At 50.6% G+C, this 22,504-nt stretch carries 17 protein-coding genes and 1 riboswitch; of the genes, 3 read left to right on the top strand and 14 right to left on the bottom strand.

Translation table 11 applies throughout. The features are described 5' to 3' along the window. Nucleotides 1–2: 2 nt before the first annotated feature. The 4 genes from DWY93_RS01310 to DWY93_RS01295 all read right to left on the bottom strand — a co-directional run bounded on the left by DWY93_RS01310 (nucleotide 3) and on the right by DWY93_RS01295 (nucleotide 4,120). Complete coding sequence (locus tag DWY93_RS01310) at nucleotides 3–923, bottom strand: PfkB family carbohydrate kinase (RefSeq protein WP_117469175.1); 921 nt, start codon at nucleotides 921–923, stop codon at nucleotides 3–5. 255 nt (nucleotides 924–1,178) lie between these two features. After that, the gene (gene rpiB, locus DWY93_RS01305; protein ID WP_015553253.1) at nucleotides 1,179–1,619 is read right to left on the bottom strand and encodes a ribose 5-phosphate isomerase B; all 441 of its coding nucleotides are present in this window, start codon (nucleotides 1,617–1,619) and stop codon (nucleotides 1,179–1,181) included. 314 nt (nucleotides 1,620–1,933) lie between these two features. Continuing rightward, complete coding sequence (aroC, locus tag DWY93_RS01300) at nucleotides 1,934–3,061, bottom strand: chorismate synthase (protein ID WP_117471626.1); 1,128 nt, start codon at nucleotides 3,059–3,061, stop codon at nucleotides 1,934–1,936. A 6-nt stretch (nucleotides 3,062–3,067) separates the two neighbouring features. Beyond that, complete coding sequence (locus tag DWY93_RS01295) at nucleotides 3,068–4,120, bottom strand: beta-propeller fold lactonase family protein (RefSeq protein WP_117469173.1); 1,053 nt, start codon at nucleotides 4,118–4,120, stop codon at nucleotides 3,068–3,070. A gap of 315 nt (nucleotides 4,121–4,435) precedes the next feature. Here DWY93_RS01295 and DWY93_RS01290 point away from each other — a divergent pair, with 315 nt between their 5' ends. Genes DWY93_RS01290 through DWY93_RS01280 form a run of 3 tightly spaced genes read left to right on the top strand, consistent with a single transcriptional unit; the run spans nucleotide 4,436 to nucleotide 8,266 of the window. Further along, nucleotides 4,436–5,512 carry an ABC transporter ATP-binding protein gene (locus DWY93_RS01290; RefSeq protein WP_117469143.1) on the top strand — a complete coding sequence of 359 codons (1,077 nt, stop codon included), beginning with the start codon at nucleotides 4,436–4,438 and terminating at the stop codon, nucleotides 5,510–5,512. Further along, entirely contained in the window at nucleotides 5,505–6,326 is an 822-nt protein-coding gene (locus tag DWY93_RS01285; protein WP_117471625.1) for an ABC transporter permease, read from the top strand. The genes DWY93_RS01290 and DWY93_RS01285 overlap by 8 nt, the downstream gene beginning before the upstream one ends. Next, a complete protein-coding gene (locus DWY93_RS01280; RefSeq protein WP_117471624.1) occupies nucleotides 6,326–8,266 on the top strand; it encodes an extracellular solute-binding protein in 1,941 nt (646 codons plus the stop codon). Before DWY93_RS01285 ends, DWY93_RS01280 begins: the two co-directional genes overlap by 1 nt. A gap of 93 nt (nucleotides 8,267–8,359) precedes the next feature. Here the strand turns inward: DWY93_RS01280 and DWY93_RS01275 are convergent, their stop codons facing one another. The 10 genes from DWY93_RS01275 to DWY93_RS01230 form a co-directional block, all read right to left on the bottom strand. Continuing rightward, on the bottom strand, nucleotides 8,360–10,042 hold the full coding sequence (locus tag DWY93_RS01275; protein ID WP_015553246.1) for a DEAD/DEAH box helicase: 1,683 nt from the start codon (nucleotides 10,040–10,042) through the stop codon (nucleotides 8,360–8,362). A gap of 273 nt (nucleotides 10,043–10,315) precedes the next feature. Continuing rightward, a complete protein-coding gene (locus DWY93_RS01270; protein ID WP_021904496.1) occupies nucleotides 10,316–11,509 on the bottom strand; it encodes an MFS transporter in 1,194 nt (397 codons plus the stop codon). Between the two features lie 258 nt (nucleotides 11,510–11,767). Continuing rightward, nucleotides 11,768–12,574, bottom strand: a complete 807-nt coding sequence (locus DWY93_RS01265) for an HAD-IIA family hydrolase (RefSeq protein ID WP_117471623.1) — start codon at nucleotides 12,572–12,574, stop codon at nucleotides 11,768–11,770. 18 nt (nucleotides 12,575–12,592) lie between these two features. Further along, nucleotides 12,593–13,282, bottom strand: coding sequence for a response regulator transcription factor (locus tag DWY93_RS01260; protein ID WP_015553243.1), 690 nt, complete (start codon nucleotides 13,280–13,282; stop codon nucleotides 12,593–12,595). A gap of 30 nt (nucleotides 13,283–13,312) precedes the next feature. Beyond that, the gene (locus DWY93_RS01255; protein ID WP_117469139.1) at nucleotides 13,313–14,800 is read right to left on the bottom strand and encodes a HAMP domain-containing sensor histidine kinase; all 1,488 of its coding nucleotides are present in this window, start codon (nucleotides 14,798–14,800) and stop codon (nucleotides 13,313–13,315) included. Nucleotides 14,801–15,250: 450 nt separating this feature from the next. Continuing rightward, entirely contained in the window at nucleotides 15,251–16,438 is a 1,188-nt protein-coding gene (gene metK, locus DWY93_RS01250; protein ID WP_015553232.1) for a methionine adenosyltransferase, read from the bottom strand. A 107-nt stretch (nucleotides 16,439–16,545) separates the two neighbouring features. Then, nucleotides 16,546–16,663, bottom strand: a riboswitch (SAM riboswitch). A 318-nt stretch (nucleotides 16,664–16,981) separates the two neighbouring features. Further along, nucleotides 16,982–18,274, bottom strand: coding sequence for a UDP-N-acetylglucosamine 1-carboxyvinyltransferase (locus DWY93_RS01245; RefSeq protein ID WP_117469138.1), 1,293 nt, complete (start codon nucleotides 18,272–18,274; stop codon nucleotides 16,982–16,984). Between the two features lie 121 nt (nucleotides 18,275–18,395). Then, a complete protein-coding gene (locus DWY93_RS01240) occupies nucleotides 18,396–20,873 on the bottom strand; it encodes a hypothetical protein (RefSeq protein ID WP_117469137.1) in 2,478 nt (825 codons plus the stop codon). Between the two features lie 20 nt (nucleotides 20,874–20,893). Beyond that, nucleotides 20,894–21,238, bottom strand: a complete 345-nt coding sequence (locus DWY93_RS01235) for a hypothetical protein (protein WP_133304035.1) — start codon at nucleotides 21,236–21,238, stop codon at nucleotides 20,894–20,896. A 274-nt stretch (nucleotides 21,239–21,512) separates the two neighbouring features. Beyond that, nucleotides 21,513–22,433, bottom strand: coding sequence for a sugar phosphate nucleotidyltransferase (locus tag DWY93_RS01230; protein ID WP_117469135.1), 921 nt, complete (start codon nucleotides 22,431–22,433; stop codon nucleotides 21,513–21,515). Between the last annotated feature and the right edge of the window lie 71 nt (nucleotides 22,434–22,504).

Raw genomic sequence — 22,504 nt, 5'->3', positions numbered from 1 at the left:
GATTACCTCGTAAGTCCAAATTCTTCCGGCATGAATCTCGGACAGATATTCTCTGTCGTGCAGATCACCGTTGCCGCAAGTCTTGTACCAATTCTGCATGCCTCCTGCAGCGTCTTGCCGTAGGTAAGTCCGATGCAGACGCCGGAAAAGAACGCATCCCCGGCTCCCGTCGTGTCCACGATATCTACCTTACGTCCCGGATAAATTCCGGTGTGCCCGTCCGAATCAACAAAGACAGATCCGTCTCCTCCCATGGTGACCACCATGCGGGAGATCTTGGCGGAACGGATCCGGTCCGGAAGAATTGCCGCTAACTCTGCCGGAGTCATATGGTCATAATCTTCCGAGAACAGGATTCCCGCCTCCTGCTGATTGCACACAAAACATGCGGTTCTGCGGATAAAATCTCTTCTCTCCACAGCGATCGTCATATTGGATACAAGCGCATAGACCTCTTTGTGATACTTTTCCGCATACATGAAGGTCTTTTTCACGATCTCCTTGTCCGTATCGATCTCGATCGCAATGCTGTCCGCATCCTTAAAGATCTCGTCCCCGTGCTCATCTAAGATCTGCTCGATGGGCTTGTGGTCCGGTCTCTTTGAGATGGATGCCACCACGTCTCCCTCATGATCAAAGACGGCCAGCCATGTTCCCATGCCGTCCTTGACCTTCTTCATATACTTCGTTTCGACTTTATGGCGTTTCAGCTTCTGGATCACATCGTCTCCCATGGCGTTGTCATCCACCGCACTGATAAATGTCGGTTTCAGCTCGATATTTGCGATGTTCTCCGCCACGTTTCTCGCAACGCCGCCGTGGATCTGGATCACAGTTCCGGCATTTCTTCCCTGCGGAATATAAGGGGACAGGGAATACCCCTTAATATCTATAAACACATCTCCGATTACTACAATTCCCATCGTAATTCTCCTTTATCTATGTCCTTTATCTCTGACCTTTATCCTGTTGGGTCATTTGGGATATGATCCTTTGTGGTGTAATCTTAACACATGTTAAAATGCGTGGCAAGAGTCAGTTCTGTCATGATCTTCTCTCTTGAGGTCATATCCAAAAAAGATCCTGACCGGAGACATTGCTGCTTCCAGACAGGATCTTTCTTCTATATAAAATAAGATTCCGTGTAACTGTTCAGTACCCTCACAGTTACGATTCAGTTACTTGTTCTCAATATCCATGATCATATCAACACGTCTCTGATGACGTCCGCCCTCGAAGCTTGCGCCAAGCCACTCGTCGACGATCATCTTTGCCAGTTCGCTTCCAACGACGCGTGCACCAAACGCGAGGATGTTGGAGTTGTTGTGCATTCTGGAAAGCTTTGCTGTGTACGGCTCGCTGCAGACACATGCGCGGATGCCTTTTACCTTGTTTGCTGCCAGGGAGATACCAACGCCTGTTCCGCAGATAGCGATTCCGAGGTCTGCCTCGCCGTCAGCGACAGCACGGCCGACTTTCTCACCGTATACCGGATAGTCACAGCTCTCTGTGGAGTCGGTTCCGAGGTTTAATACTTCGTAGCCTTTGCTCTCAAGATGCTCTTTGATGATGTTCTTCAGCTCTACTGCAGAATGGTCATTTGCGATTGCGATTTTCATTTCTTTCTTCTCCTATGATTGTGATAGTGTAACCGGAAATTATTTTGCCAGTTTTATAATATGATGTTGGGGTCAAAAGGTATTTTGACCCCTATGATACCGGATTGCTCCGTACTTCGTACTCCCGCAATCATCAAAAACATTCATAATTCGCTCATTTTTCTGCGAAAAATGGCTACTTATTCATGTTTTTGGCGGGTCCCAAGGTCAAAAATTCTCCTGCAAGCAAGCTTGCGTCGAACTTCTGACCTTTTGACCCTGGTATCATAATATTTTGAATCCGTCCAGAAAACTGTCCGGCTTCATGGGAATATTTAATTATCGCCGTCATCCGCATTCTCAACCTGAAAGAATATCTGGATCAGGTCGAGTCTGGATGTCATGGACACTAAGAGCATGTCCATGGCGGTGATAGCGGCCATGGATTCCACCACAACGACAGCTCTCGGAACAACCACCGGGTCGTGGCGACCGTGGATCACGAGATCGATATTCGCGCCGTCCTTTGTGACGGTCTCCTGGGACTTTGCGATAGACGGGGTCGGTTTGAAGGCCGCCCGGAATACCACATCGCTCCCATCGCTGATTCCTCCGAGAACGCCGCCAGCATGGTTCGTCTCCTTTACGATCTTGTCCCCGTCCATTCGGAACTCATCGTTATTCTCAGATCCGCATGCCTTTGTTGCGGCAAAACCGTCACCGATCTCAAAGCCCTTGACGGCACCGATGGAGAGGATCGCCTTTGCGAGGTTCGCGTCCAGCTTCTCAAATACCGGCTCGCCGAGACCTACCGGAAGACCGGAGATCACGCACTCGACGACACCGCCGACGGAGTCGCATTCCGCGATCTTCTGGTCAAGATAATCCTCTGCTGCCTTTGCTGCCTCCGCATCCGGAAGACAAAAGCGGTTATTCTGGATCTCAGCGAGATCCATCCGCTCCGGGGAGACTTCCACCGGTCCGATAGACTTCGCGTATGCGGTCACGGAGATATTCAACTGTTTTAAGAACTTCTCTGCGATGGCACCTGCTGCGACGCGGCCGATGGTCTCCCGGGCGGAGGAACGTCCGCCGCCGCGGTAGTCGCGGAACCCGTATTTTTCCTCAAAGGTATAATCCGCATGACCCGGGCGGAAACAGGAAGCGATATTGGAGTAATCCCTGGATCTCTGGTCCGTGTTCCGGACGATCATGGAGATCGGTGTTCCCGTAGTCTTTCCCTCGAAGACACCGGAGAGGATCTCGACCTCATCGCCCTCTTTTCTCTGGGTCGTAAAGCGGCTCTGGCCAGGTTTTCTGCGGTCTAAGAGCTTCTGGATATCGGATTCGTCCAGTGGAAGACCCGCCGGGCAGCCGTCGACGACAACTCCGATGGCCTTCCCGTGGGATTCTCCCCAGGTCGTTACTTTAAATATTGTGCCGATGGTAGAACCTGCTGCCATGTTATGTTAATCTCCAATCTTTACAATTTCACAGCAGTTTGGCTCATTGACCGTAATGCTGCGGTCGCTCATGACGAGAAGACCTTTTTCATAGTCGATCTTAAAGAAGGAAATACTTCCCTCGTGGTTGATGGATGCCAGATGCTTTCCGTCCGGGAAGATCGCGATGTCCTTCGGGTAATCACCGCTGATCGGGAGACAGAAGCGCATTGTCAGCATGCCGGTCTCATCATCGCGGTCGTACATGGATACCGTATTGTCTCCGGCGTTGCTGCAGAATAAGTGCTTCTCATCCGGGGAGAGGTGCATCGCGCAGGCTGCGGTCAGCTGGTTCGGCTTGCTTCCTGTGGAAGGAATCGTCTGGATCTTCTCCACGATCGGAACGCGCTCACCCTCCTTATAAGAATAAACCTCGATCATATTTTTCAGCTCATAGAGAACATAGAAGAAACGTCCGTCGGAGCTGAACATAAAGTATTTCGGAGCGGATTCCAGCTCGCAGCGGATCGTGTCCACGAGAGTGATCTTTCCGTCCTTGTGGTCGAAACGGTAGACCTTGATCTGGTCGATTCCAAGGTCCGCCACCATTAAGAAACGCTCGTCCGGAGTCAGGCGGCTGCAGCTCACATGCGGGCGGAAGCTGCGCTCCGCAACGGATCCGAGGCCCTTGTGGAAAACGCCGTCGGCGATCTGGCCCACGGCGCCGTCCTTATTCAGGTTGAGGACCGTGATCTTTCCGTCATGGAAACCGGAGATAAAGATATAGTCGTCGGCTTTGCTTGTTGAGAGATGGCATCCGCGCATGCCCCTGATATTTGCGCTGTTTAAGCGGGCAAGGCTTCCGTTCGAAAGAACGCGGAACGCCACAACACCCTCATCGGCGATGGAGTAGAGGATCTGTCCGTTCTGGGACGCTTTCAGATAGGAAGAATTATCGACCTCCACTTCGCAGCGGTAGATGAATTTTCCAGCCTCAACATCCACATCATATACAGTGATTCCCTTTGCCTTTCCCGTGTAGGAATAAGACCCCACATAGGCCATGTATTTTCCAGTCATAGGTAATTTCCCCTTTACTTTCAATTCTCCGAAAATGCCTCGTCCGGCAGCGTTTCGGAATTTCATAGATATGCTCATTTTATCATAATCTGCCACGTTTGTTAATCGAAATCTGAAAAACTCCGGGAATCGTATGAAAGAAAAAACATACCTCAGATTTTATTTCGAAACGGGGTCGGAAATCTATTGACAGAACATGGAAATCATGAGTAAATATACAAGATGAAATTCTTGTCGCACAGTCATTTTTTGTGCTGTTCTGCGTCGAAAGGCAGCAGGACGTTTGAATATTTTTACATTCAGGAGGAAAAAAGAATGGAGCATCCGCTCATTGATTTGTCCCATATTTGGAAGAGCTATGACGGCGATCTGATCCTTGATGATCTGAGCCTTTCTGTAAAGGAAAATTCCTTTGTGACACTGCTCGGTCCGAGCGGCTGTGGAAAGACCACAACTTTAAGGATCATCGGTGGATTCGAAAAACCTGACAAAGGCCAGGTGATCTTTGACGGCGAAGATATCACAAACACACCGCCGAATAAACGCCAGTTAAATACAGTTTTCCAGAAGTACGCCCTGTTCACCCACATGAGCATTGCGGAGAACATCGCGTTCGGTCTGAAGATCAAAGGCAAATCAAAGAGCTATATTGACGATAAGATCAAGTATGCGCTGAAGCTCGTAAACCTGGACGGTTTCGAGAACCGCAGCGTGGATTCCCTGAGCGGCGGCCAGCAGCAGCGGATCGCCATTGCCCGCGCCATCGTAAACGAACCGAAGCTTCTTCTTCTCGATGAGCCGCTCGGAGCCCTCGACTTAAAGCTCCGCCAGGACATGCAGTACGAGCTGATCCGGCTGAAGAATGAGCTGGGAATCACCTTTATCTACGTCACCCATGACCAGGAAGAGGCACTGACCATGTCTGACACCATCATCGTCATGAATCAGGGCTATATCCAGCAGATGGGAACCCCGGAGCAGATCTACAACGAGCCGGAGAACGCCTTCGTCGCGGACTTTATCGGCGAGAGCAATATCGTGGGCGGTACGATGATCCACGACGAGCTTGTTGAGATCTTCGGCGCGAAGTTTGCCTGCGTGGATAAGGGATTCGGAAACAATAAACCCGTGGACGTTGTGATCCGACCGGAGGACATCGACCTTGTGAAGCCGGAGGACGGCACGCTTCAAGGCGTTGTCACGCACCTGATCTTCAAGGGCGTCCACTACGAGATGGAGGTTACGACCCCGGACGGCTACGAGTGGCTGGTCCACAGCACGGACATGTTCCCGGTCGGACAGAAGGTCGGCATTCATGTGGATCCCTTCGATATCCAGATCATGAACAAGCCGGAGTCCGAGGACGAGGAGGCCGTTGGAGTCAATGAATAGAAAAGCATCCAGATTTCTGGCTTATCCTTATATTATATGGATGACAGGATTTACGGTGATCCCTCTGCTCATGGTGTTCTGCTATGGATTGACGGACCGCAGCGGGGCATTCACCCTGGCAAACATCCTGGCCATCAGTTCCTCTGAGCATCTGAAGGCCCTCTGGCTCTCCCTGGCGCTCGCGGGAGTCAGCACCGTGATCTGTCTCGTCCTGGCGTATCCGTTAGCGCTGATCTTAAGAAAACGCCATATCGGAAAAGGCAGCTTCGTGGTATTCATCTTCATTCTCCCGATGTGGATGAACTTCCTCTTAAGAACCATGGCATGGCAGACACTCCTCGAGAAGAACGGCGTGATCAACACCTTCCTCACGATGCTGCATCTGCCGAACATTGCGATCATCAACACACCGGCGGCCATCATCCTCGGCATGGTCTACAACTTCCTGCCGTTTATGGTACTGCCGATCTACAACACCCTTGCGAAGATCGATGACAACGTGATCAACGCGGCGAGGGACCTGGGGGCGGACAACTACCAGACGCTCACAAAGATCCTGCTTCCACTAAGCGTTCCTGGAATCGTCAGCGGGATCACGATGGTATTCGTGCCCGCGCTCACCACCTTCGTGATCTCGAACCTCCTGGGCGGCAGCAAGATCCTGCTTATTGGAAACGTCATCGAGCAGGAATTCACAAAGGGAAGCAACTGGAACCTCGGCGCCGGACTTTCCATCGTGCTCATGGTATTCATCCTTCTCAGCATGACCATGATCGCAAAATACGATAAGGATGGGGAGGGATCTGCATTCTGATGAAAACCGCAAGAGAAAGATTTAAGAAATTTATTGAGGATTTCTATCTGGTGCTGGTACTGGTCTTTCTGTACGCGCCGATCCTCGTCATGATGGTCCTGTCCTTCAACAGCTCGAAATCGAGATCCCAGTGGGGCGGATTCACCTTAAAATGGTACACACAGATGTTTGAGAGCGCCACGATCATGGATGCCCTCTATAATACGTTACTGATCGCGTTCCTGTCGGCGCTTATCGCAACGATCCTCGGAACAGCGGCGGCCATCGGACTCTCCGCGATGAAGAAGCTTCCGCGGACGATCTGCATGGGACTCAACAATATCCCGATGTTAAACTCCGATATCGTGACAGGTATCTCCCTGATGCTGATGTTCATCGCCTTCGGAATCTCCCTTGGTTTCAAGACGATCCTGTTCGCCCATATCACCTTCAACGTGCCCTATGTGATGCTGAGCGTCATGCCGAAGCTTAAGCAGACGAGCCGGAACACCTACGAGGCGGCCATGGACCTGGGCGCCGGTCCGTTACAGGCATTTTTCAAGGTAGTATTCCCGGATATTATGCCTGGTGTGTTATCGGGCTTTTTGATGGCGTTTACGATGTCTCTCGACGACTTTATCATCACCCACTTTACGAGGGGCGCCGGGATCAATACACTTTCCACCCTGATCTACAGTGAGGTGCGCCGCGGCATCAAGCCGTCCATGTACGCCCTGTCCACCGTGATCTTCGTGACGATCCTCGCGCTGCTTCTCATCACGAACTTTGCCCCGGCAAAACCGCAGGCGAAGGCGGGAGCCGGAAGCTTCGGTCCGAACGCGGTACCGGATAAGGAAAAGAAGCCGTTGTGGAACGGAAAGACAGCCATCGTGCTGGCGTCCTTCCTGATCGTTGGAAGCGTCTGCTATACAAGCTATCTTCACTTTACGTCATCCCACTCCAACGAACTCTATGTTTACAACTGGGGAGAGTATATTGATGAGAGTGTTATCGATGAATTTGAGGCGGAGACCGGAATTCATGTGACGTATGACCTCTTTGAGACAAACGAGGAGATGTATCCGGTCATCGAGGCAGGAGCAGTCAGCTACGACGCGGTATGTCCGTCGGACTACATGATCCAGAAGATGGTGGAGAACGGACTTCTCGCCGAAATCAACTTTGAGAATGTGCCGAATATTGCGAATATCGATCCGGTCTACCTTGAAAAATCAAAGGCGTTTGATCCGGAGAACCGCTATTCTGTCCCGTATACATGGGGAACGGTCGGAATTATCTACAATGTCCAGAAGCTGGAAGAGCTTGGAGTCCCGGCGCCGACAAAGTGGTCGGATCTCTGGGATGAAAGATTAAAGGGCGAGATCCTGATGCAGGACAGCGTCCGCGACGCGTTTATGGTTGCATTAAAGGAACTTGGATATTCCATGAACACCACAGACGTGGGAGAGCTGGAGGAGGCGAAGAAGCTTCTCCTGGCGCAGAAGCCGTTAGTACAGGCATATGTTGTGGACCAGGTCCGCGATAAGATGTTAAACGGCGAGGCGGCGGTAGGTGTTATCTACTCTGGTGAGCTGTTATACCTCCAGGAAGAGGCGGAGACACTGGATCTCGATTATGATCTTGAGTACGTTCTTCCTAAAGAGGGAACAAACCTGTGGATCGATTCCTGGGTCATCCCGGACAACGCGAAGAATAAGGAGAACGCGGAGAAGTGGATCAACTTCCTCTGCCGCCCGGATATCGCGGTGAAGAACTTCGAGTACATCACCTACGCAACCCCGAACAAGGCAGCGTTCGAGATCCTGGATCCGGAATATCAGGAAAATAAATCTGTATTCCCGGATACAGATGAGCTGGAGAATTCTGAGGTCTACAGTTATCTTGGAACCGAGGCGGATGATCTCTATAATGCACTCTGGAAGGAAGTTAAATCACAGTAATATATGAAAGGAAACGGGAATCCGGCAGAAACAAACTCTGCCGGGTTCCCGTTTTTGATTTCTATAGTTCCACATTTTACATCAATACTGCCCTTATCTCCGGTTCGCCTTCTCCACATGCACGCTCTTACCTTTGATCTTCACATGGTTCATTGCGTCCATAACGATATCGGCCTGCTCCTTCGGAACTTCCACGAAGGTATATTTGTCATACATATCGATACTTCCAACGAGACGGCCCGGAATTCCGGATTCACCGGCGATGGCTCCTAAGATATCGCCCGGCTTCACGTTCTGATTCTTTCCGAGGTTGATGAACAGTCTTGTCATGCCGCCTCTGGCGTTCTTTCTGTCCATGTACTCCTCGTCATCGCCTCTCTGGCGTCTGCGTCCGTTTCTTCCGCGGTCATTTCTTCCGCCGCGTCGGTCGAGATCGTCAAGGTCACGGAGCGGTCTTCCCTCATCCGCGATATCCTCGTAATCGTCGCCCATGGCCATCTTCAGGAACGCTGCCGCAAGCTCTAAGGAAGTGTAATCCTCAGCAAGAAGACGCTTCTCGATAATATCTGTCATGCGCTCTAAATTGCTGTCGTCACCGATATGCTGCTGAACATCATCTAAGATCTTCTCTGCCTTGATCGCAGTCACATCATCTAAGGACGGGATCGGCTGCGGAACGATTTTTGTCTTGCAGAATCTCTGGATGTCGCGGAGCTTGTAGACCTCGCTTCCCACCGCAAGGCTGAATGCGCGTCCTTCTCTTCCGGCACGTCCGGTACGTCCGATACGGTGTACATAGTACTCGTCATCCTGCGGAATATCGTAGTTAAATACGGCTTCCACATCGTCAACGTCGATACCTCTCGCCGCAACGTCCGTCGCAACAAGGATCTCGGTAGCGCCATTTCGGAAGCTTCCCATTACACGGTCACGCTGCTCCTGCTTTAAGTCTCCGTGAAGACCTTCCGCAAAGTATCCGCGGCCCTGGAGTGCCTGCACCAGCTCATCCACCTGCTTTTTCGTGTTACAGAACGCAACGGAGAGCTTCGGGGAATAGAGATCCAGCAGACGGCACATAACTTCCACTTTATTTCTCGGTTTTACTTCATAATAATACTGGGTCACCTTCGGAACCGTCAGTTCCTTCTTTACGACCTGAACCATCTTCGGGTCCTTCTGGAACTTCTGGGCAATCTGGGCGATCGCGTGAGGCATTGTCGCGGAGAACATTACGGTCTGGCGCTCCTCAGGAAGCTCACCGAGGATCGTCTCCATGTCCTCGAGGAATCCCATGTTCAGCATCTCGTCCGCCTCATCGAGAACCACCGTGTGGATCGCGTCGGTGCGGATCGTCTTTCTTCTCATATGATCCATCACACGTCCCGGGGTTCCAACGATGATCTGGACACCGCCCTTTAAGGAGCGGATCTGTTTTACGATCTCCTGTCCGCCGTAGACCGGGAGGATCTTGATCCCGGACATGTATTTCGCAAGGCGGCGAAGCTCTTCCGCTACCTGGATCGCAAGTTCTCTCGTCGGGCAGAGGATCATTGCCTGTGTCTTTCTGTTTTCCGGGTCCATCTTCATGAGAAGCGGAATTCCAAAAGCTGCGGTCTTACCGGTTCCGGTCTGCGCCTGGCCGATCATGTCATGGCCTTCCATCTCAACCGGGATCGCCTGGGCCTGGATCGGGGACGCCGCCTCAAATCCCATATCTGTAACTGCGCGGAGGATCCGCGGGTCTAAATTAAGTTCGTCAAATCTGATTGTTTCCATTCAATATCCTTTCTATGTTGTCTGCATAACGATTCCATGCCAGGATACATTCATTCGACGACTCCTACGGACTCCCAGATCTCTATACCGGTCACAGAATTCTATATACAATACTGACGGCTCGTTAATATTTCAAGCCATACAGGGTGCAAATGTAAAATATCTTATAACATAGGGAGGAAAAAGTCAAGCGACGATGTCTAAAAAAACGGAAGGGCAGGTACTTTTTTAAGTACCACGCCCTTCCGGGGTGTATGTTAATTTAAACCAGTATCAAGCCTCTTTTTTGTGGTAGCACAGATATCCAAACGCCGCCGCAACGCCCACCGAGTAGATCACGAAGGTGCAGGCAAACGGAAGCTTCGCATTCACAGAATAGATAAATCCCGCTGTCAGGGAACCCGCAATACTTCCCAATGACTGGGTCGCGTTGAAGAATCCCATGACGAGGTTCTTCTGCTCCGGCGATGCCTGGTCTGCCACCATGTTCTGGAGAACCGGGACGCTGACGGAATAGCCAGCGTAAACAAGGATACTGAACAGGATGAAGATTCCGATCTTCACGGATATCAATGTTCCGATGGAAGCCAGCGCACAAAACGCTGTGAGAACCACCATAGACTTTTTGACGTTCGTCTTCTTGATGATCCAGATACAGAGGCTCATGTTCGCGATAAAGGATACGAAACCGACGCCCGCCTTGATGATTCCGTTGTAGGAGGAAGTCAGGCCCAGCTGTGCCTTTAAGTAGTAGTTAAAAGCCTGGTCGAAACCGGTATTTCCGAAGTTGATAAAGATGTTGATCGCAAACAGGAACACGAAAGCCATGCACATGAAATTCCTGCTGTCGATGAACGCCTGGAATGGGTTCGCTTCCTTCATGAGCTGCTTTGCCGGAATATCCTTTAAATTCGCCGTGCTGTCCGGTTCACAGATAAGGAAGAAAGCAATTGCCACCGCGATCAGGGTTCCCGCCTGGACTAAGAACGCCAGACGCACGGAAAACTCGCCTAAAAATCCGCCTATCATGTAGCCGAAAGCGCTGGCCACGCTCTTGATCGTTGCACTGTATGTCAGGTATTTCCCCTGGTCTTCCGGGTCTGACTTGTTTACGATATAGGTCAGAAAGCTTACAAAGATACCGCCGGTGAAGAGTCCCGCGAACATTCTCGCGAGAATGATCATGAGTTCCGTCGTAGCGTAGGCAAACCATACCTGGGCCACACCGTATCCCAGACAGCAGATCAATAAGGAAAGCCTTGAAGAAATATAGTTATTGATCTTACCCCAGAACGGAGATAACAGGAAGTTTGTGATCAGCATAACTGCTAACGCCACTCCAAACATGTAGTCGTGGAGGTGCAGCTCCTGGATTACCGTCGGTGTGACCGGGTGGGCAAAGTTGGCTGCCAGGTTAAATACGATCATGGCAGTGAAAAAGGCAGCAAATCTCAATTTGTACTTCATAAGCGTTGTCTTCCTTTGTCTTAATTTTCAGTTCCAGACTTCTGTCATTCTTCACGTCCCGCTGAAACTGTTTCGTTTCTTTGCATTTTGCTTTATTTTTGCAGAAAATTCGCATAATTCAAGTTTAAACTTATATCCGCTGAATGTCAAGCGCAAACAACCGTATGTTCTCTGTAACACTTTATCAGGATTTTTCTCCCCGCAGCAAAGGCACACCCCAAACATCAGGATGTGCCTATTACTCTTAGCTTTCGGTTTCTATTTTCCCGGCATCTCTGCCATAATTTCCGCCATCTCTTTTAATCCTGTAAACACAGCATCCGGCACCGTGTCAGCGTTCTCCAGATCACCGGCCTTCGTCTCCCCGGAGAGCACCAGAATCCCGTGGGCTCCATTTGCCACGCCGGTCTTCACATCGGTATAGAGACGGTCTCCCACAAAGGATATCTTCTCCCGCTCGCTTCCCGTGAGTGTCAGCACCATATCCACAGTTTCCTTAAATGGTTTTCCCACATACTTCGGCTGCTTTCCCGTAGACAGTGAGATTGCCGCACACATAGCACCACAATCCGGGATAAATCCATCCCGCGTCGGACAGTTGATATCCAGATGTGTTGCCAGGAATACTGCCCCGCTCCGGATGTAGGTACAGGCCCTCTCTAACTTCTCGTAGGTCAGAGTCATATCAAATCCGATGACCACAACATCCGGCATATCCTTTGTGAGGAGAATGCCGTTCTCCCGGAAATTTTCCTCCAGGTCCGGGGTTCCAACTAAGTAAACCCTTTTTCCCGGATAATACATTTTCAGATATTCGATCATCACATCGCCGGATGTAATGATCTGATCCCGGCGGATATGGCAGTCCATTTTCGCCAGCTTATCAATATAGGTCCTCGGAGATTTCGAGGAATTATTTGTAAAAAATACATACCGCTTTCCGAGACGTTCCACCTGTCTTAAAAATTCCAGGGATCCGTCCAGGATCTGCGTGTCCAGATAGAAGGTTCCGTCCATGTCCAGGACGAAAAGCTCTGTCTCCTCCAAAAGTTTTTTTCTGTCCATCTTCCCTTTCTCCCTGCCTTATACCTTGAACCGGTATCCGACACCCCAGATCGTCTCGATATACTGGGGTTTCGCGGTATTCATCTCGATCTTCTCGCGGATCTTCTTGATGTGGACTGTAACGGTCGCAATATCACCGATGGATTCCATGTCCCAGATCTTGGAAAACAGCTCTTCCTTCGTGAAGACGTGGTTCGGGTTCTGGGCTAAGAACGCCAAAAGGTCAAATTCTTTTGTCGTAAAGTTCTTCTCCTCGCCGTTTACATAGACGCGGCGGGCTGTCTTATCGATTTTTAAACCGCGGATCTCGATGATATCGTTCACCGGGGTTCCGCTTCCGATGAGTCTCTCGTAGCGGGACAGGTGGGCCTTGACTCTCGCCACCATCTCGCTCGGGCTGAACGGCTTTGTAATATAGTCGTCAGCACCGAGACCAAGGCCGCGGATCTTATCGATATCGTCTTTCTTTGCGGAGATCATGATCACCGGTGTGTTTTTCGTCTCTCGGATCTTCTTACAGATCTCAAATCCGTCCACTCCCGGCAGCATAAGATCCAGGATAAAGAGGTCGAACTCCTCCGAAATCGCCCGCTTTAAACCGGCTTCTCCGTCATTTTCTATCTCAACCTCGAAACCGGACAGTTCCAGATAATCCTTTTCGAGTTCTGCAATACTCTCCTCATCTTCTACGATCAGAATTTTGCTCATATAAGTTCCTCCTGTTATGGGTATTATATTTTACTGCTGCGCGTCCCCCGCGATCTTTCTGAGTACAAAGTGGATCTCTGTTCCGATTCCCAGCTTGCTGGTGGCCCAGATCTTTCCTCCATGGTCCTCAATGATCTTCTTTACGATGGAAAGGCCGATGCCGCTTCCGCCCTTGCTGGAATTTCTCGAGGAATCCGTCCGGTAGAAACGGTCGAAAATATACGGAAGCTCTTTCTGTCCGATGCCTTTTCCGTTGTCCTCGATCTCCACCTGGACAAAGTCACCCACATCCAGGATCCGGATATTGATGATCCCATTCTTTTTATCCATGTATTTTAAGGAATTTCCGATGATGTTGTTGATGACGCGCTTCATCTGCTCCGCGTCGGCGATCACCATCACGTCCTCATCTACAAAGTTAAAATAGCCAAGCTCGATTCCTCTCGCCTCGAGTTCCAGTCCTACTTCCTCCACACAGTCGCGGAAGTAGTTTGCCACATTGATCTTCGAGAAGGTATACGGGATCTTATTTGTGTCGATCTTTGAGTAGAATGTCAGCTCGTTGATCAGACGGTCCATATCGTTCGCCTTGTTGTAGATCGTCCGGATATATTTATCCCGCTTCTCCGGCGAGGACGCAACACCTTCCATAAGACCTTCCGCGTAGCCCTTGATGGCTGTGATCGGGGTCTTTAAATCGTGGGAGATGTTGCTGATCAGCTCCTTGCTCTCCTTATCATACTGGATCTTTTCTTCCGTCGATTCTTTCAGACGGATCCTCATTTCCTCGAAGTTCTGGCAGAGCTGCCCGATTTCATCATCGTCCTCCACATCGAGAGTGAAGTCCAGATTTCCGTCGCGGATCTGTTTCGTTGCCTCCTGAAGCTTTCCGATCGGCCATAAGATCGACCGGTAGACCCAGGCTGTCAACATACCGCCAGTGATAAAAAGGATCAGCACACTGCTGAAGAACATCTCTGTGATCATGGATTTTACCTCCGGGATCACATCCACAACGTTTGTCACAAGGTAGACCGCGATCCGGCTCCCATCTGCCAGTTCAAATTCTCTCTGTTTGATCAGATGTTCCGTATTTTTATCCAGATAATTGCCCCAGGAATCAGAGTCATTGATCTCCGCATAGTCCGATATCTCTCTCTCCAGGCTCGATGCTGTCTCGTCGTTTCCTATATAGATCAGTTTTCCATCCTTCGTCACCATCAGAAAGGAGTGTTTTTCAGTCATCCGGGCGTTCAAGTCGCCCAGATACGACTGGTCCGTGAAAATCTCCGGATCCTTCGCGATCTTTTCTTCGATCTCCTTCTGAATGCTCTCAGTCAGGTGGCTGAATACCCGGATCGACGCGCCGGCAGAGAGATCCACCTGGCCAACGTCGTAGGTCTCCCGGAACACCCGGTTCTGATAGGAACTGAGTCCTAAAATCGAGATATAGATCAAAAAGATCGGTACCACCGTGATCGTCAGAAATGTGATAAGTAATTTTGTACGTATTTTCATGAGCGGCTGCGCGCTCCCTTCTTATTTTTGTCCGCCAGTCTGAGAGGACATACCGGCTTTCTGATCGCTCCGCACTACGTGCCCCTACGTCTGTGCCCCGCACCGGCCGGTGCAAAGCGATCCGGTATCCGATGGGGCAAAGGATCCTTTGACCCCAACAGCATATGATAAGTATAACACAACTCTTGTGGGTAATTTATAAAAGTATTCTAAAAAAGAATGTGCCTTGGCACATTCTCGCGCCTCGCGCGGTCGCTTGCGACAGTCTACATCTTCCCGCGAGTGCGCATCTTTGGCACGTCAGTGCCTTTTTATGTAACAGGGAATTCCTCGGAATTTCCTGTTACATAAAAAAGCGGCGCAGTTTCCTGACCTTTCTGGAAACTGCGCCGCAGCTTTTCGATTATTTCTGTCCCTGAACATTCATGATCGTTCTATTCTTTTTCTCTATTACAGATACTTCTTTAAATCCTCAACCTTGTCAAGCTTCTCCCACGGAAGATCAATATCCGTTCTTCCGAAGTGGCCGTATGCTGCGGTCTGCTTGTAGATCGGACGGCGGAGATCAAGCATCTTGATGATTCCTGCCGGGCGGAGGTCGAAGTTCTCGCGGATGATCTCAACTAACTTCTCATCGGATACCTTTCCGGTTCCCTCTGTCTCAACCATGATGGAGGTCGGATGAGCCACACCAATCGCGTAGGAGAGCTGGATCTCACACTGGTCTGCAAGTCCTGCCGCTACGATGTTCTTTGCAACGTAACGCGCTGCGTATGCTGCGGAACGGTCTACCTTTGTGCAGTCCTTTCCCGAGAAAGCTCCGCCGCCGTGACGGGCATATCCGCCGTAGGTGTCAACGATGATCTTTCTTCCGGTCAGTCCGCTGTCTCCATGCGGTCCACCGATCACGAAGCGTCCGGTCGGGTTGATGAAGAACTTTGTATCTGCGTCTACCATCTCCTGCGGAAGGATCTCATCAAATACATATTTCTTGATGTCCTCATGGATCTGCTCCTGAGTCACATTCTCATCATGCTGTGTGGAAAGAACGACTGCGTCAAGGCGGAACGGCTTTCCGTTCTCATCGTACTCAACTGTAACCTGGGTCTTTCCGTCCGGTCTCAGGTACGGAAGAGTTCCGTTCTTTCTGACCTCGGTGAGACGTCTTGCAAGCTTATGCGCAAGAGCGATCGGATACGGCATGTACTCCGGGGTCTCGTTTGTAGCGAAACCGAACATCATACCCTGATCACCAGCACCAATCGCATCCAGCTCATCGTCTGTCATGTTGTTCTCTTTCGCTTCAAGCGCCTTGTCAACACCCATAGCGATATCGCTGGACTGCTCGTCGATTGCAGTGAGAACACCGCAGGTATCACAGTCGAAACCATATTTTGCACGGTCATAGCCGATCTCACGGACGGTCTCGCGGACGATCTTCTGGATATCCACATATGCCTTTGTTGTGATCTCGCCCATTACCATAACAAGACCTGTTGTTGTGCATGTCTCACATGCAACACGGCTCATCGGATCCTGTTCCATTAACGCGTCGAGGATCGCGTCGGAGATCGCGTCGCACATTTTGTCCGGATGTCCTTCAGTTACGGACTCGGAAGTAAATAATCTTTTTTCCATTGTAGCTCCTTTCAAGTTGTAGGAAGACCGCACCTGCTCCCCGCAGTTACGGCAAAACAAAAGTCCGCTCATGCTAAGCGGACTTGACTGGTTTACGTGGTCAAATCCTCTTATTGCTCGATTTACTCGCTCAGGTTGGCACCTTCCTGCCCTCTCGCGTCTGCGATTAACAGGGGTTGCCGTGACTTCACCGGTCCTATGTACCTCCATCACTCTGAATAAGGGATATTGCGAACTTTTTTAAGTTTATTGGTAACTATTCCGTACCTTCATAGTCACGAGCAAAAATCCATTCCAGATCAGCTTCGCTTATGGGATTTTTTCTTTCTAGCCTATGTGTTCTTACGGTCAGCGCAGCATGTGCGCAGACCTACTGAATAGTTACGTTTATTATACTGTGAGCCACCCCAAAAATGACCCACGGACTGTATCTTATACGATTCATACGGGAATGTCAAGCGGCAATCGCAAAAAAGCCCGAAAATCCTGAAAAATCGGGAAAATTTCCCGGTATACCAGAACCTTCGGGCTTTCAAATTCTCATCAGCCGACTCTCAGTCTGAATTTCTGCGCTTCCTTCTCGGAATCCACGCGCTCGATCACAGCACCGAGAGAGCGGAGTTTCTCTTCAAAATTCTCGTAGCCGCGCTCAACATAGCCGATCTCGTCCACAGTCGTGTATCCATCTGCGGCAAGACCTGCAAGCACAAGAGCCGCGCCTGCGCGAAGATCCGGCGCAACGACCTGAGCCCCTGTGAAGCTTCCGACACCGTCAACGATGGCAACACTGCCTTCCACCTTGATATTCGCGCCCATGCGGGAAAGCTCATCCACGTATTTGAAGCGATTCTCAAAGATACTCTCCGTCACAACACTTGTCCCATCTGCCAGGGCAAGTGCCACCGTCATCTGAGGCTGCATATCGGTCGGGAAGCCCGGATACGGGAGTGTCTTAAAGTTCATGTGACACTGTCTCGGTTTTCCGACTACGCGGATCTCCTCGTCGAACTCAACGACCTCACAGCCCATCTCGGTGAGCTTTGCGGAGATCGCCTCCAGATGCTTCGGGATCACATTTTTTACGGTAATATCACCGCGGGTGATCGCTGCGGCACACATAAATGTTCCGGCCTCGATCTGATCCGGGATGATCGAATAGTTTGTTCCGTGAAGACGTCTTACACCTTTGATACGGATCACATCCGTACCTGCGCCTTTAATGTTTGCGCCCATACTGTTTAAGAAGTTTGCGACATCAACAACATGCGGCTCTTTTGCCACGTTCTCAAGGATCGTCTCGCCTTCCGCCATCGTTGCGGCCATCATGATATTGATGGTAGCGCCGACAGAAACCACATCCAGATAGATATGACTTGCCACAAGATCGATCGCGTGGGCCACAACAGCACCGCGGACGATCTTCACATCAGATCCCAGTGCACGGAATCCCTTTAAGTGCTGGTCGATCGGACGGCTTCCGATCGTACATCCGCCGGGAAGCGGAACCTCCGCACTCTTATATTTTCCAAGAAGCGCGCCGATAAAATAATATGACGCGCGGATTTTTCTCATATGCTCATCTTCCACGGTCACCGCGTGGATATTTTCCGCATTGATCTTTACAGTATGGCGGTCAATACGCTCAACCTTCGCTCCAAGATGGCTGATTGCCTCTAAAAGAGCATTGATATCGCTGACATCCGGGAGATTATCGATCACAACGTCATCATCGGTCATGATCGCCGCCGCTAAAATTCCCAGAGCCGCATTTTTTGCGCCGCTTATAGTTACTTCTCCTACAAGCGGATTTCCGCCCTTCATGATGTACTGTTCCATTACGCACCTCTATCTATATATCTAAAAAGGGACAGAGCTATCCCGCATTCGTCCCAGCTTGTTTTCGTTATGATTATAACATATCTGGGAAAAATGTAAAGTTTTTCTTAAGGAACGAAACCTATAGGGTTGGCACGCAGCATATGAAATCATACCCCGCTGCCCCAAGCACCTGGTTCGCCGTCTCCATGGACAGCACTTCTGTTGCCCCGCTCTCTGGATGATACACACGGACATGTGTCTGGTCATAGCCGGTCAGGTACATGGACGTTCCCTCTCCAGTGTAGGCTAACACCGGAATGTTCTGTCCCACAAAGTATAACACCTGGATGATCGTGCTGCCGGAGGCGTCCAGAAGGAAGGTTCCATCCTCCATCGTCTGGTTTATCTCAAAGGAATCGAGGTAGCGCTCCATCAGCCTTGACGCCGATGTGATATCCCTGATATAGGAAGCGCTCGCCCTGTTTCCGCGCACCCAGATGATCCGGTCACGTCCCGCTGTCACGAATCCCATACTGTTGTACGCCGTCTCCGCCGCGTCCGAGAACTCCACAAACCGTCCGAGGAATCTGCCCCGTCCGTAGGCGTAAAACTCTGTTTCCCTGCAGGCTGCTGTCGCGATCGGCTTTACAGTCTCGCTGCTCTCCGCAAGCTTCGGGGATGTCTGGCGGATCTTCTTTGCCGTCTCGATATCCCTGTCGAGCTGGACAAACAGGACCTGTCCTTTCTGATCCGACGCGTACCAGCCGATATCGTCGGCCTTTCCCGGAAGGATCTCCGCGTTGCAGACCAGCGTGTCCGCGGAATATGTCCCGAAGAATCCGTCCTTGCTTGTCACAGTCTTCATATGGATCCGGCTGTCATTCACAGACACCTCGCGGATCCAGGAACCTGGCTTCTCATAGTGCATCACGGACTTCATCTCCCTGTCCACGATATCGATGCTCTTTAAATAGACTCCCATTACACGGCCGTTGGACATCAGGTAATCCCCGCTGTCTCCGGTTCCGTAGATGCAGTCATTTCCGACAAAGCCGAAAATTCTTGATACGGACCCCGCCTGTCCGCCGAGCTGGGCCTTGTCCCCGGTGTCGAGATCCATGATCTGGATCGTCTGGGAATCCCAGATTCCTGTATTTTCCTGCCATGCCGCCCGGGAGTGATCCGCGCTGACCGCAAACTGGGCCTTTGTGAGACCGGAAGCAAGCGCCACATACTCCAGGCTCTTCAGATCGATCCCGTAGATTCCATGGTCCATATAGAAATAGAAGATTCCGTTCGTTCCGCGGTGTGCGAGGACGGAGAGATCGTCCTTCAGCTCCTCAAAAGGTTCCGTGGATGGAATAAAAAATTTCTCCTCCAGGGCATTCTGGTCCATCGCATAGTGATAGTAGGCGATTCCCGTGCTGCCCTCATGGGTTCCGCGGTTCATTCTTCCGTAGACGATAAAATCGATTCCGCCGTCCTCATCCACAGAAAGGATCTCGACGCCATGTTCCGGCACGTTGTCACGGATATCGTCGGATGCCGCGCCGCCGAAGGCGAACACTCTGGCTCCAACATTCTCGCCACTGTCGTATGCCCACAGCTCCCGGCCTGTCACAAACGCTGTGTACTGGCCCCCAGCACTCTTTACGGCATGGACTCCGTCACCGTTTCCGATTCCCAGAATGATCCGTTTTCCAGAGAACAGATCGGAATCTCCTGTGAAGAGCTCCGTCATGGTCCTCTCGTAATCCATCATGTAGATTCGCTGGGATGCCCACTTCATTGTAAAGTTTTCTGTCACCTCGTAGGTTTCCGTCTTCTCGCCATCCTTCGCCGTCACATGGGTCGCGATCTCCACATTGGCGAGATTTCCGGACAGTTCCTTTAATTTCGTGTATGCCTCACCGGTCCGCTCCACGCCCAGAGAGCCCCATGTGAGCTGGGTGAAAGTGTCTTTTAACGTCACAGTTCCCAGTGCCGAACTGTTTGCGCTGGGGGATGTCTCCATATACATGGCCAGGCTCTGGGCATCGCTGTACTTGTATGTCTTTGAGGAAAACTCCTCCGCCAGTGCCAGCATCTCGTTCACATGGCCCTGGTCCTGCTCCACGATCCGCATGTAATACCAGGCCTCGGATCCGTCGGGAAGACTCGCGCAGACGCCGAGAAGATACTCTTTTCCTGTCTCAAGAAGATTCTGGATCAGAAGCTCTGCACTTACGGCATTTTCGCTGTCTCCATTTATGGCTGCATCAAGAGATGTGACCTGGGTGCGCTCGATCAGATTTTCTGTGTCGAGGCTGCGGATCTCATAGCGCAGTCCCTGGATCTTTGTCGTACCGGCAAACCGTACCTTGAGTTTCCGGTCTTCCGGAAGTACGATCAGGCTGCCGCGGTCTGCGGTCACACCGCGCTCCTCCGTCTGGCCGAACACCGGCGCCATCTCCCGCTCTCCCATCGTCGCATAGAGTACCGGAAATTTCGCTTTCTCCATCGCCGTGTACTCCGTGATTCCATGCTCTTCTTTCTTCCCAACTGGGTGTATAAAATAAACGATCACTGCCGCCACAAAAATAAGCAGCAGGATCATGACTTTCTTGCCGGTCTTCATCTTACTGTTCCTCGCTCTGTCTATCTGTCACTGCTCTGATTTTCCATTCTGTTTAAGATCCGTCTCCTGTAGATCTCATTTATAAACAGTACCTGTAAAAGATCCTGTCCTTCTTTACCACCTGCGGTCTCCTCCGGATGACGCTGTCTCACTTTTGAAAGCTCCCGGTATAAGAATTCCCGGTCCGGGTATTCGTCATACATGGGACTTCCAGGGTATTCCAGAAGATCGCATGCCTCCTCCGCCAGGATCTGGTTCTGCTTTGCCGATGCCGGATAGAGACCTCGAAGATAATCTATCTCTGACCGGGATTCATTTCCGGTCAGCTCCGTTTTTCCGCTCTGCTCCTCTCTACGGTAAAGCATCCAGGGGACTTTCTTTGGCCCTTCGGACGAACAGGTCCTTTCTGGGTTAAAAATTCCGTAACCCTTTTTTACTTCCAGGGGATATCCCCGGTAAATCTTCTCCATAAAAACGTTCCCGCTCCTTTGCTGATCCCTATACAGGATTATCATATGCAAAAAGAGCGGGAAAGCTACCATTTCACTTTACTATGATCGTACCATGATCGGCTGATCAGGCTGTTCTTATCTGTTTGCAGACAATATTGTAAACGTACATCCTCTCAGCGCAATGCTCTTAGAACAGTTTCTTCGGGTAAACGCCTGCATCTACCAGCTTCTGGATTGATGCGACAACTGCCGGTTTGTCTTCCTTATAAGTAACTCCAAACCATTTATCCTTTGTCTCAAGCACACGGACAGTTCCTTTTCCACTGTGGATGCATTCGTCGATCACTGCCGGAAGAAGATACTCCGCCTTCAGATCTCCCTCTTTCACATTAGAAAGGAACTCCGGGAATCCCTTTTCCAGTTCCTTTACGAAGGATGCCGGGAGACCGAACATGTTCATGGAGACATGCTGATCTTCTGACACGATAACCGGATTCCCGTCGTGGTCTGCCGCGTGCATGCCGTCCTCGGCCTTATATACATCATATGTCTCTGTGACCTTGGAGAGGTATCCATTATTGTCCACAGTGCACACGCCGCGGGTTACAGGACCGTTTTCGCTTAAGGTGTTGGAGAGGATAAATCCTGCCATACACATATCGAAGGTGTCCTTCGTATCATCCATCTCATTTACCATGTAATCATGGACGATCCTGAAACCTTCTTTTCCGTAATAGTCATCTGCATTGATGACAAGGAACGGCTCCTTAATTAAATTTCTCGCCGCAAGGATCGCCTGACCGGTTCCCCACGGCTTCTTTCTTCCTTCCGGAACAGAAAATCCCTCCGGGAGATCGTCCATCTCCTGGTACGCATACTCTACCGGAGCGATCCTCGCGATACGGTTTCCGATGATCTCCTTGAAATCCTTTTCCAAATCTTTTCTTATAATAAAGATAATTTTATCAAATCCTGCTTCCAGGGCGTCATGGATCGAATAGTCCATAATGATCTCACCGCTCGGTCCAACCGGGGCAAGCTGCTTGATCCCGCCGCCAAAACGGCTTCCAATTCCTGCTGCCATGATGACAAGAGATGTCTTTTTCATGTAACAGTCCTCCTTTATCTGATGATTCTTCTCACACTCACTTGAAGACATCATAACACAAACCCCGTGGG

It is taken from the genome of Clostridium sp. AF28-12 (assembly GCF_003435225.1).
In the GTDB taxonomy this organism is placed as follows: domain Bacteria; phylum Bacillota; class Clostridia; order Lachnospirales; family Lachnospiraceae; genus Pilosibacter; species Pilosibacter fragilis.
This window is presented reverse-complemented; position numbering and strand designations above follow the sequence as displayed.

Coding starts and splice junctions, on each gene's coding strand:
- DWY93_RS01310 (WP_117469175.1), bottom strand. CDS start 923: ATGGGAATTGTAGTAATCGGAGATGTGTTTATAGATATTAAGGGGTAT.
- rpiB (WP_015553253.1), bottom strand. CDS start 1,619: ATGAAAATCGCAATCGCAAATGACCATTCTGCAGTAGAGCTGAAGAAC.
- aroC (WP_117471626.1), bottom strand. CDS start 3,061: ATGGCAGCAGGTTCTACCATCGGCACAATATTTAAAGTAACGACCTGG.
- DWY93_RS01295 (WP_117469173.1), bottom strand. CDS start 4,120: ATGACTGGAAAATACATGGCCTATGTGGGGTCTTATTCCTACACGGGA.
- DWY93_RS01290 (WP_117469143.1), top strand. CDS start 4,436: ATGGAGCATCCGCTCATTGATTTGTCCCATATTTGGAAGAGCTATGAC.
- DWY93_RS01285 (WP_117471625.1), top strand. CDS start 5,505: ATGAATAGAAAAGCATCCAGATTTCTGGCTTATCCTTATATTATATGG.
- DWY93_RS01280 (WP_117471624.1), top strand. CDS start 6,326: ATGAAAACCGCAAGAGAAAGATTTAAGAAATTTATTGAGGATTTCTAT.
- DWY93_RS01275 (WP_015553246.1), bottom strand. CDS start 10,042: ATGGAAACAATCAGATTTGACGAACTTAATTTAGACCCGCGGATCCTC.
- DWY93_RS01270 (WP_021904496.1), bottom strand. CDS start 11,509: ATGAAGTACAAATTGAGATTTGCTGCCTTTTTCACTGCCATGATCGTA.
- DWY93_RS01265 (WP_117471623.1), bottom strand. CDS start 12,574: ATGGACAGAAAAAAACTTTTGGAGGAGACAGAGCTTTTCGTCCTGGAC.
- DWY93_RS01260 (WP_015553243.1), bottom strand. CDS start 13,282: ATGAGCAAAATTCTGATCGTAGAAGATGAGGAGAGTATTGCAGAACTC.
- DWY93_RS01255 (WP_117469139.1), bottom strand. CDS start 14,800: ATGAAAATACGTACAAAATTACTTATCACATTTCTGACGATCACGGTG.
- metK (WP_015553232.1), bottom strand. CDS start 16,438: ATGGAAAAAAGATTATTTACTTCCGAGTCCGTAACTGAAGGACATCCG.
- DWY93_RS01245 (WP_117469138.1), bottom strand. CDS start 18,274: ATGGAACAGTACATCATGAAGGGCGGAAATCCGCTTGTAGGAGAAGTA.
- DWY93_RS01240 (WP_117469137.1), bottom strand. CDS start 20,873: ATGAAGACCGGCAAGAAAGTCATGATCCTGCTGCTTATTTTTGTGGCG.
- DWY93_RS01235 (WP_133304035.1), bottom strand. CDS start 21,238: ATGCTTTACCGTAGAGAGGAGCAGAGCGGAAAAACGGAGCTGACCGGA.
- DWY93_RS01230 (WP_117469135.1), bottom strand. CDS start 22,433: ATGAAAAAGACATCTCTTGTCATCATGGCAGCAGGAATTGGAAGCCGT.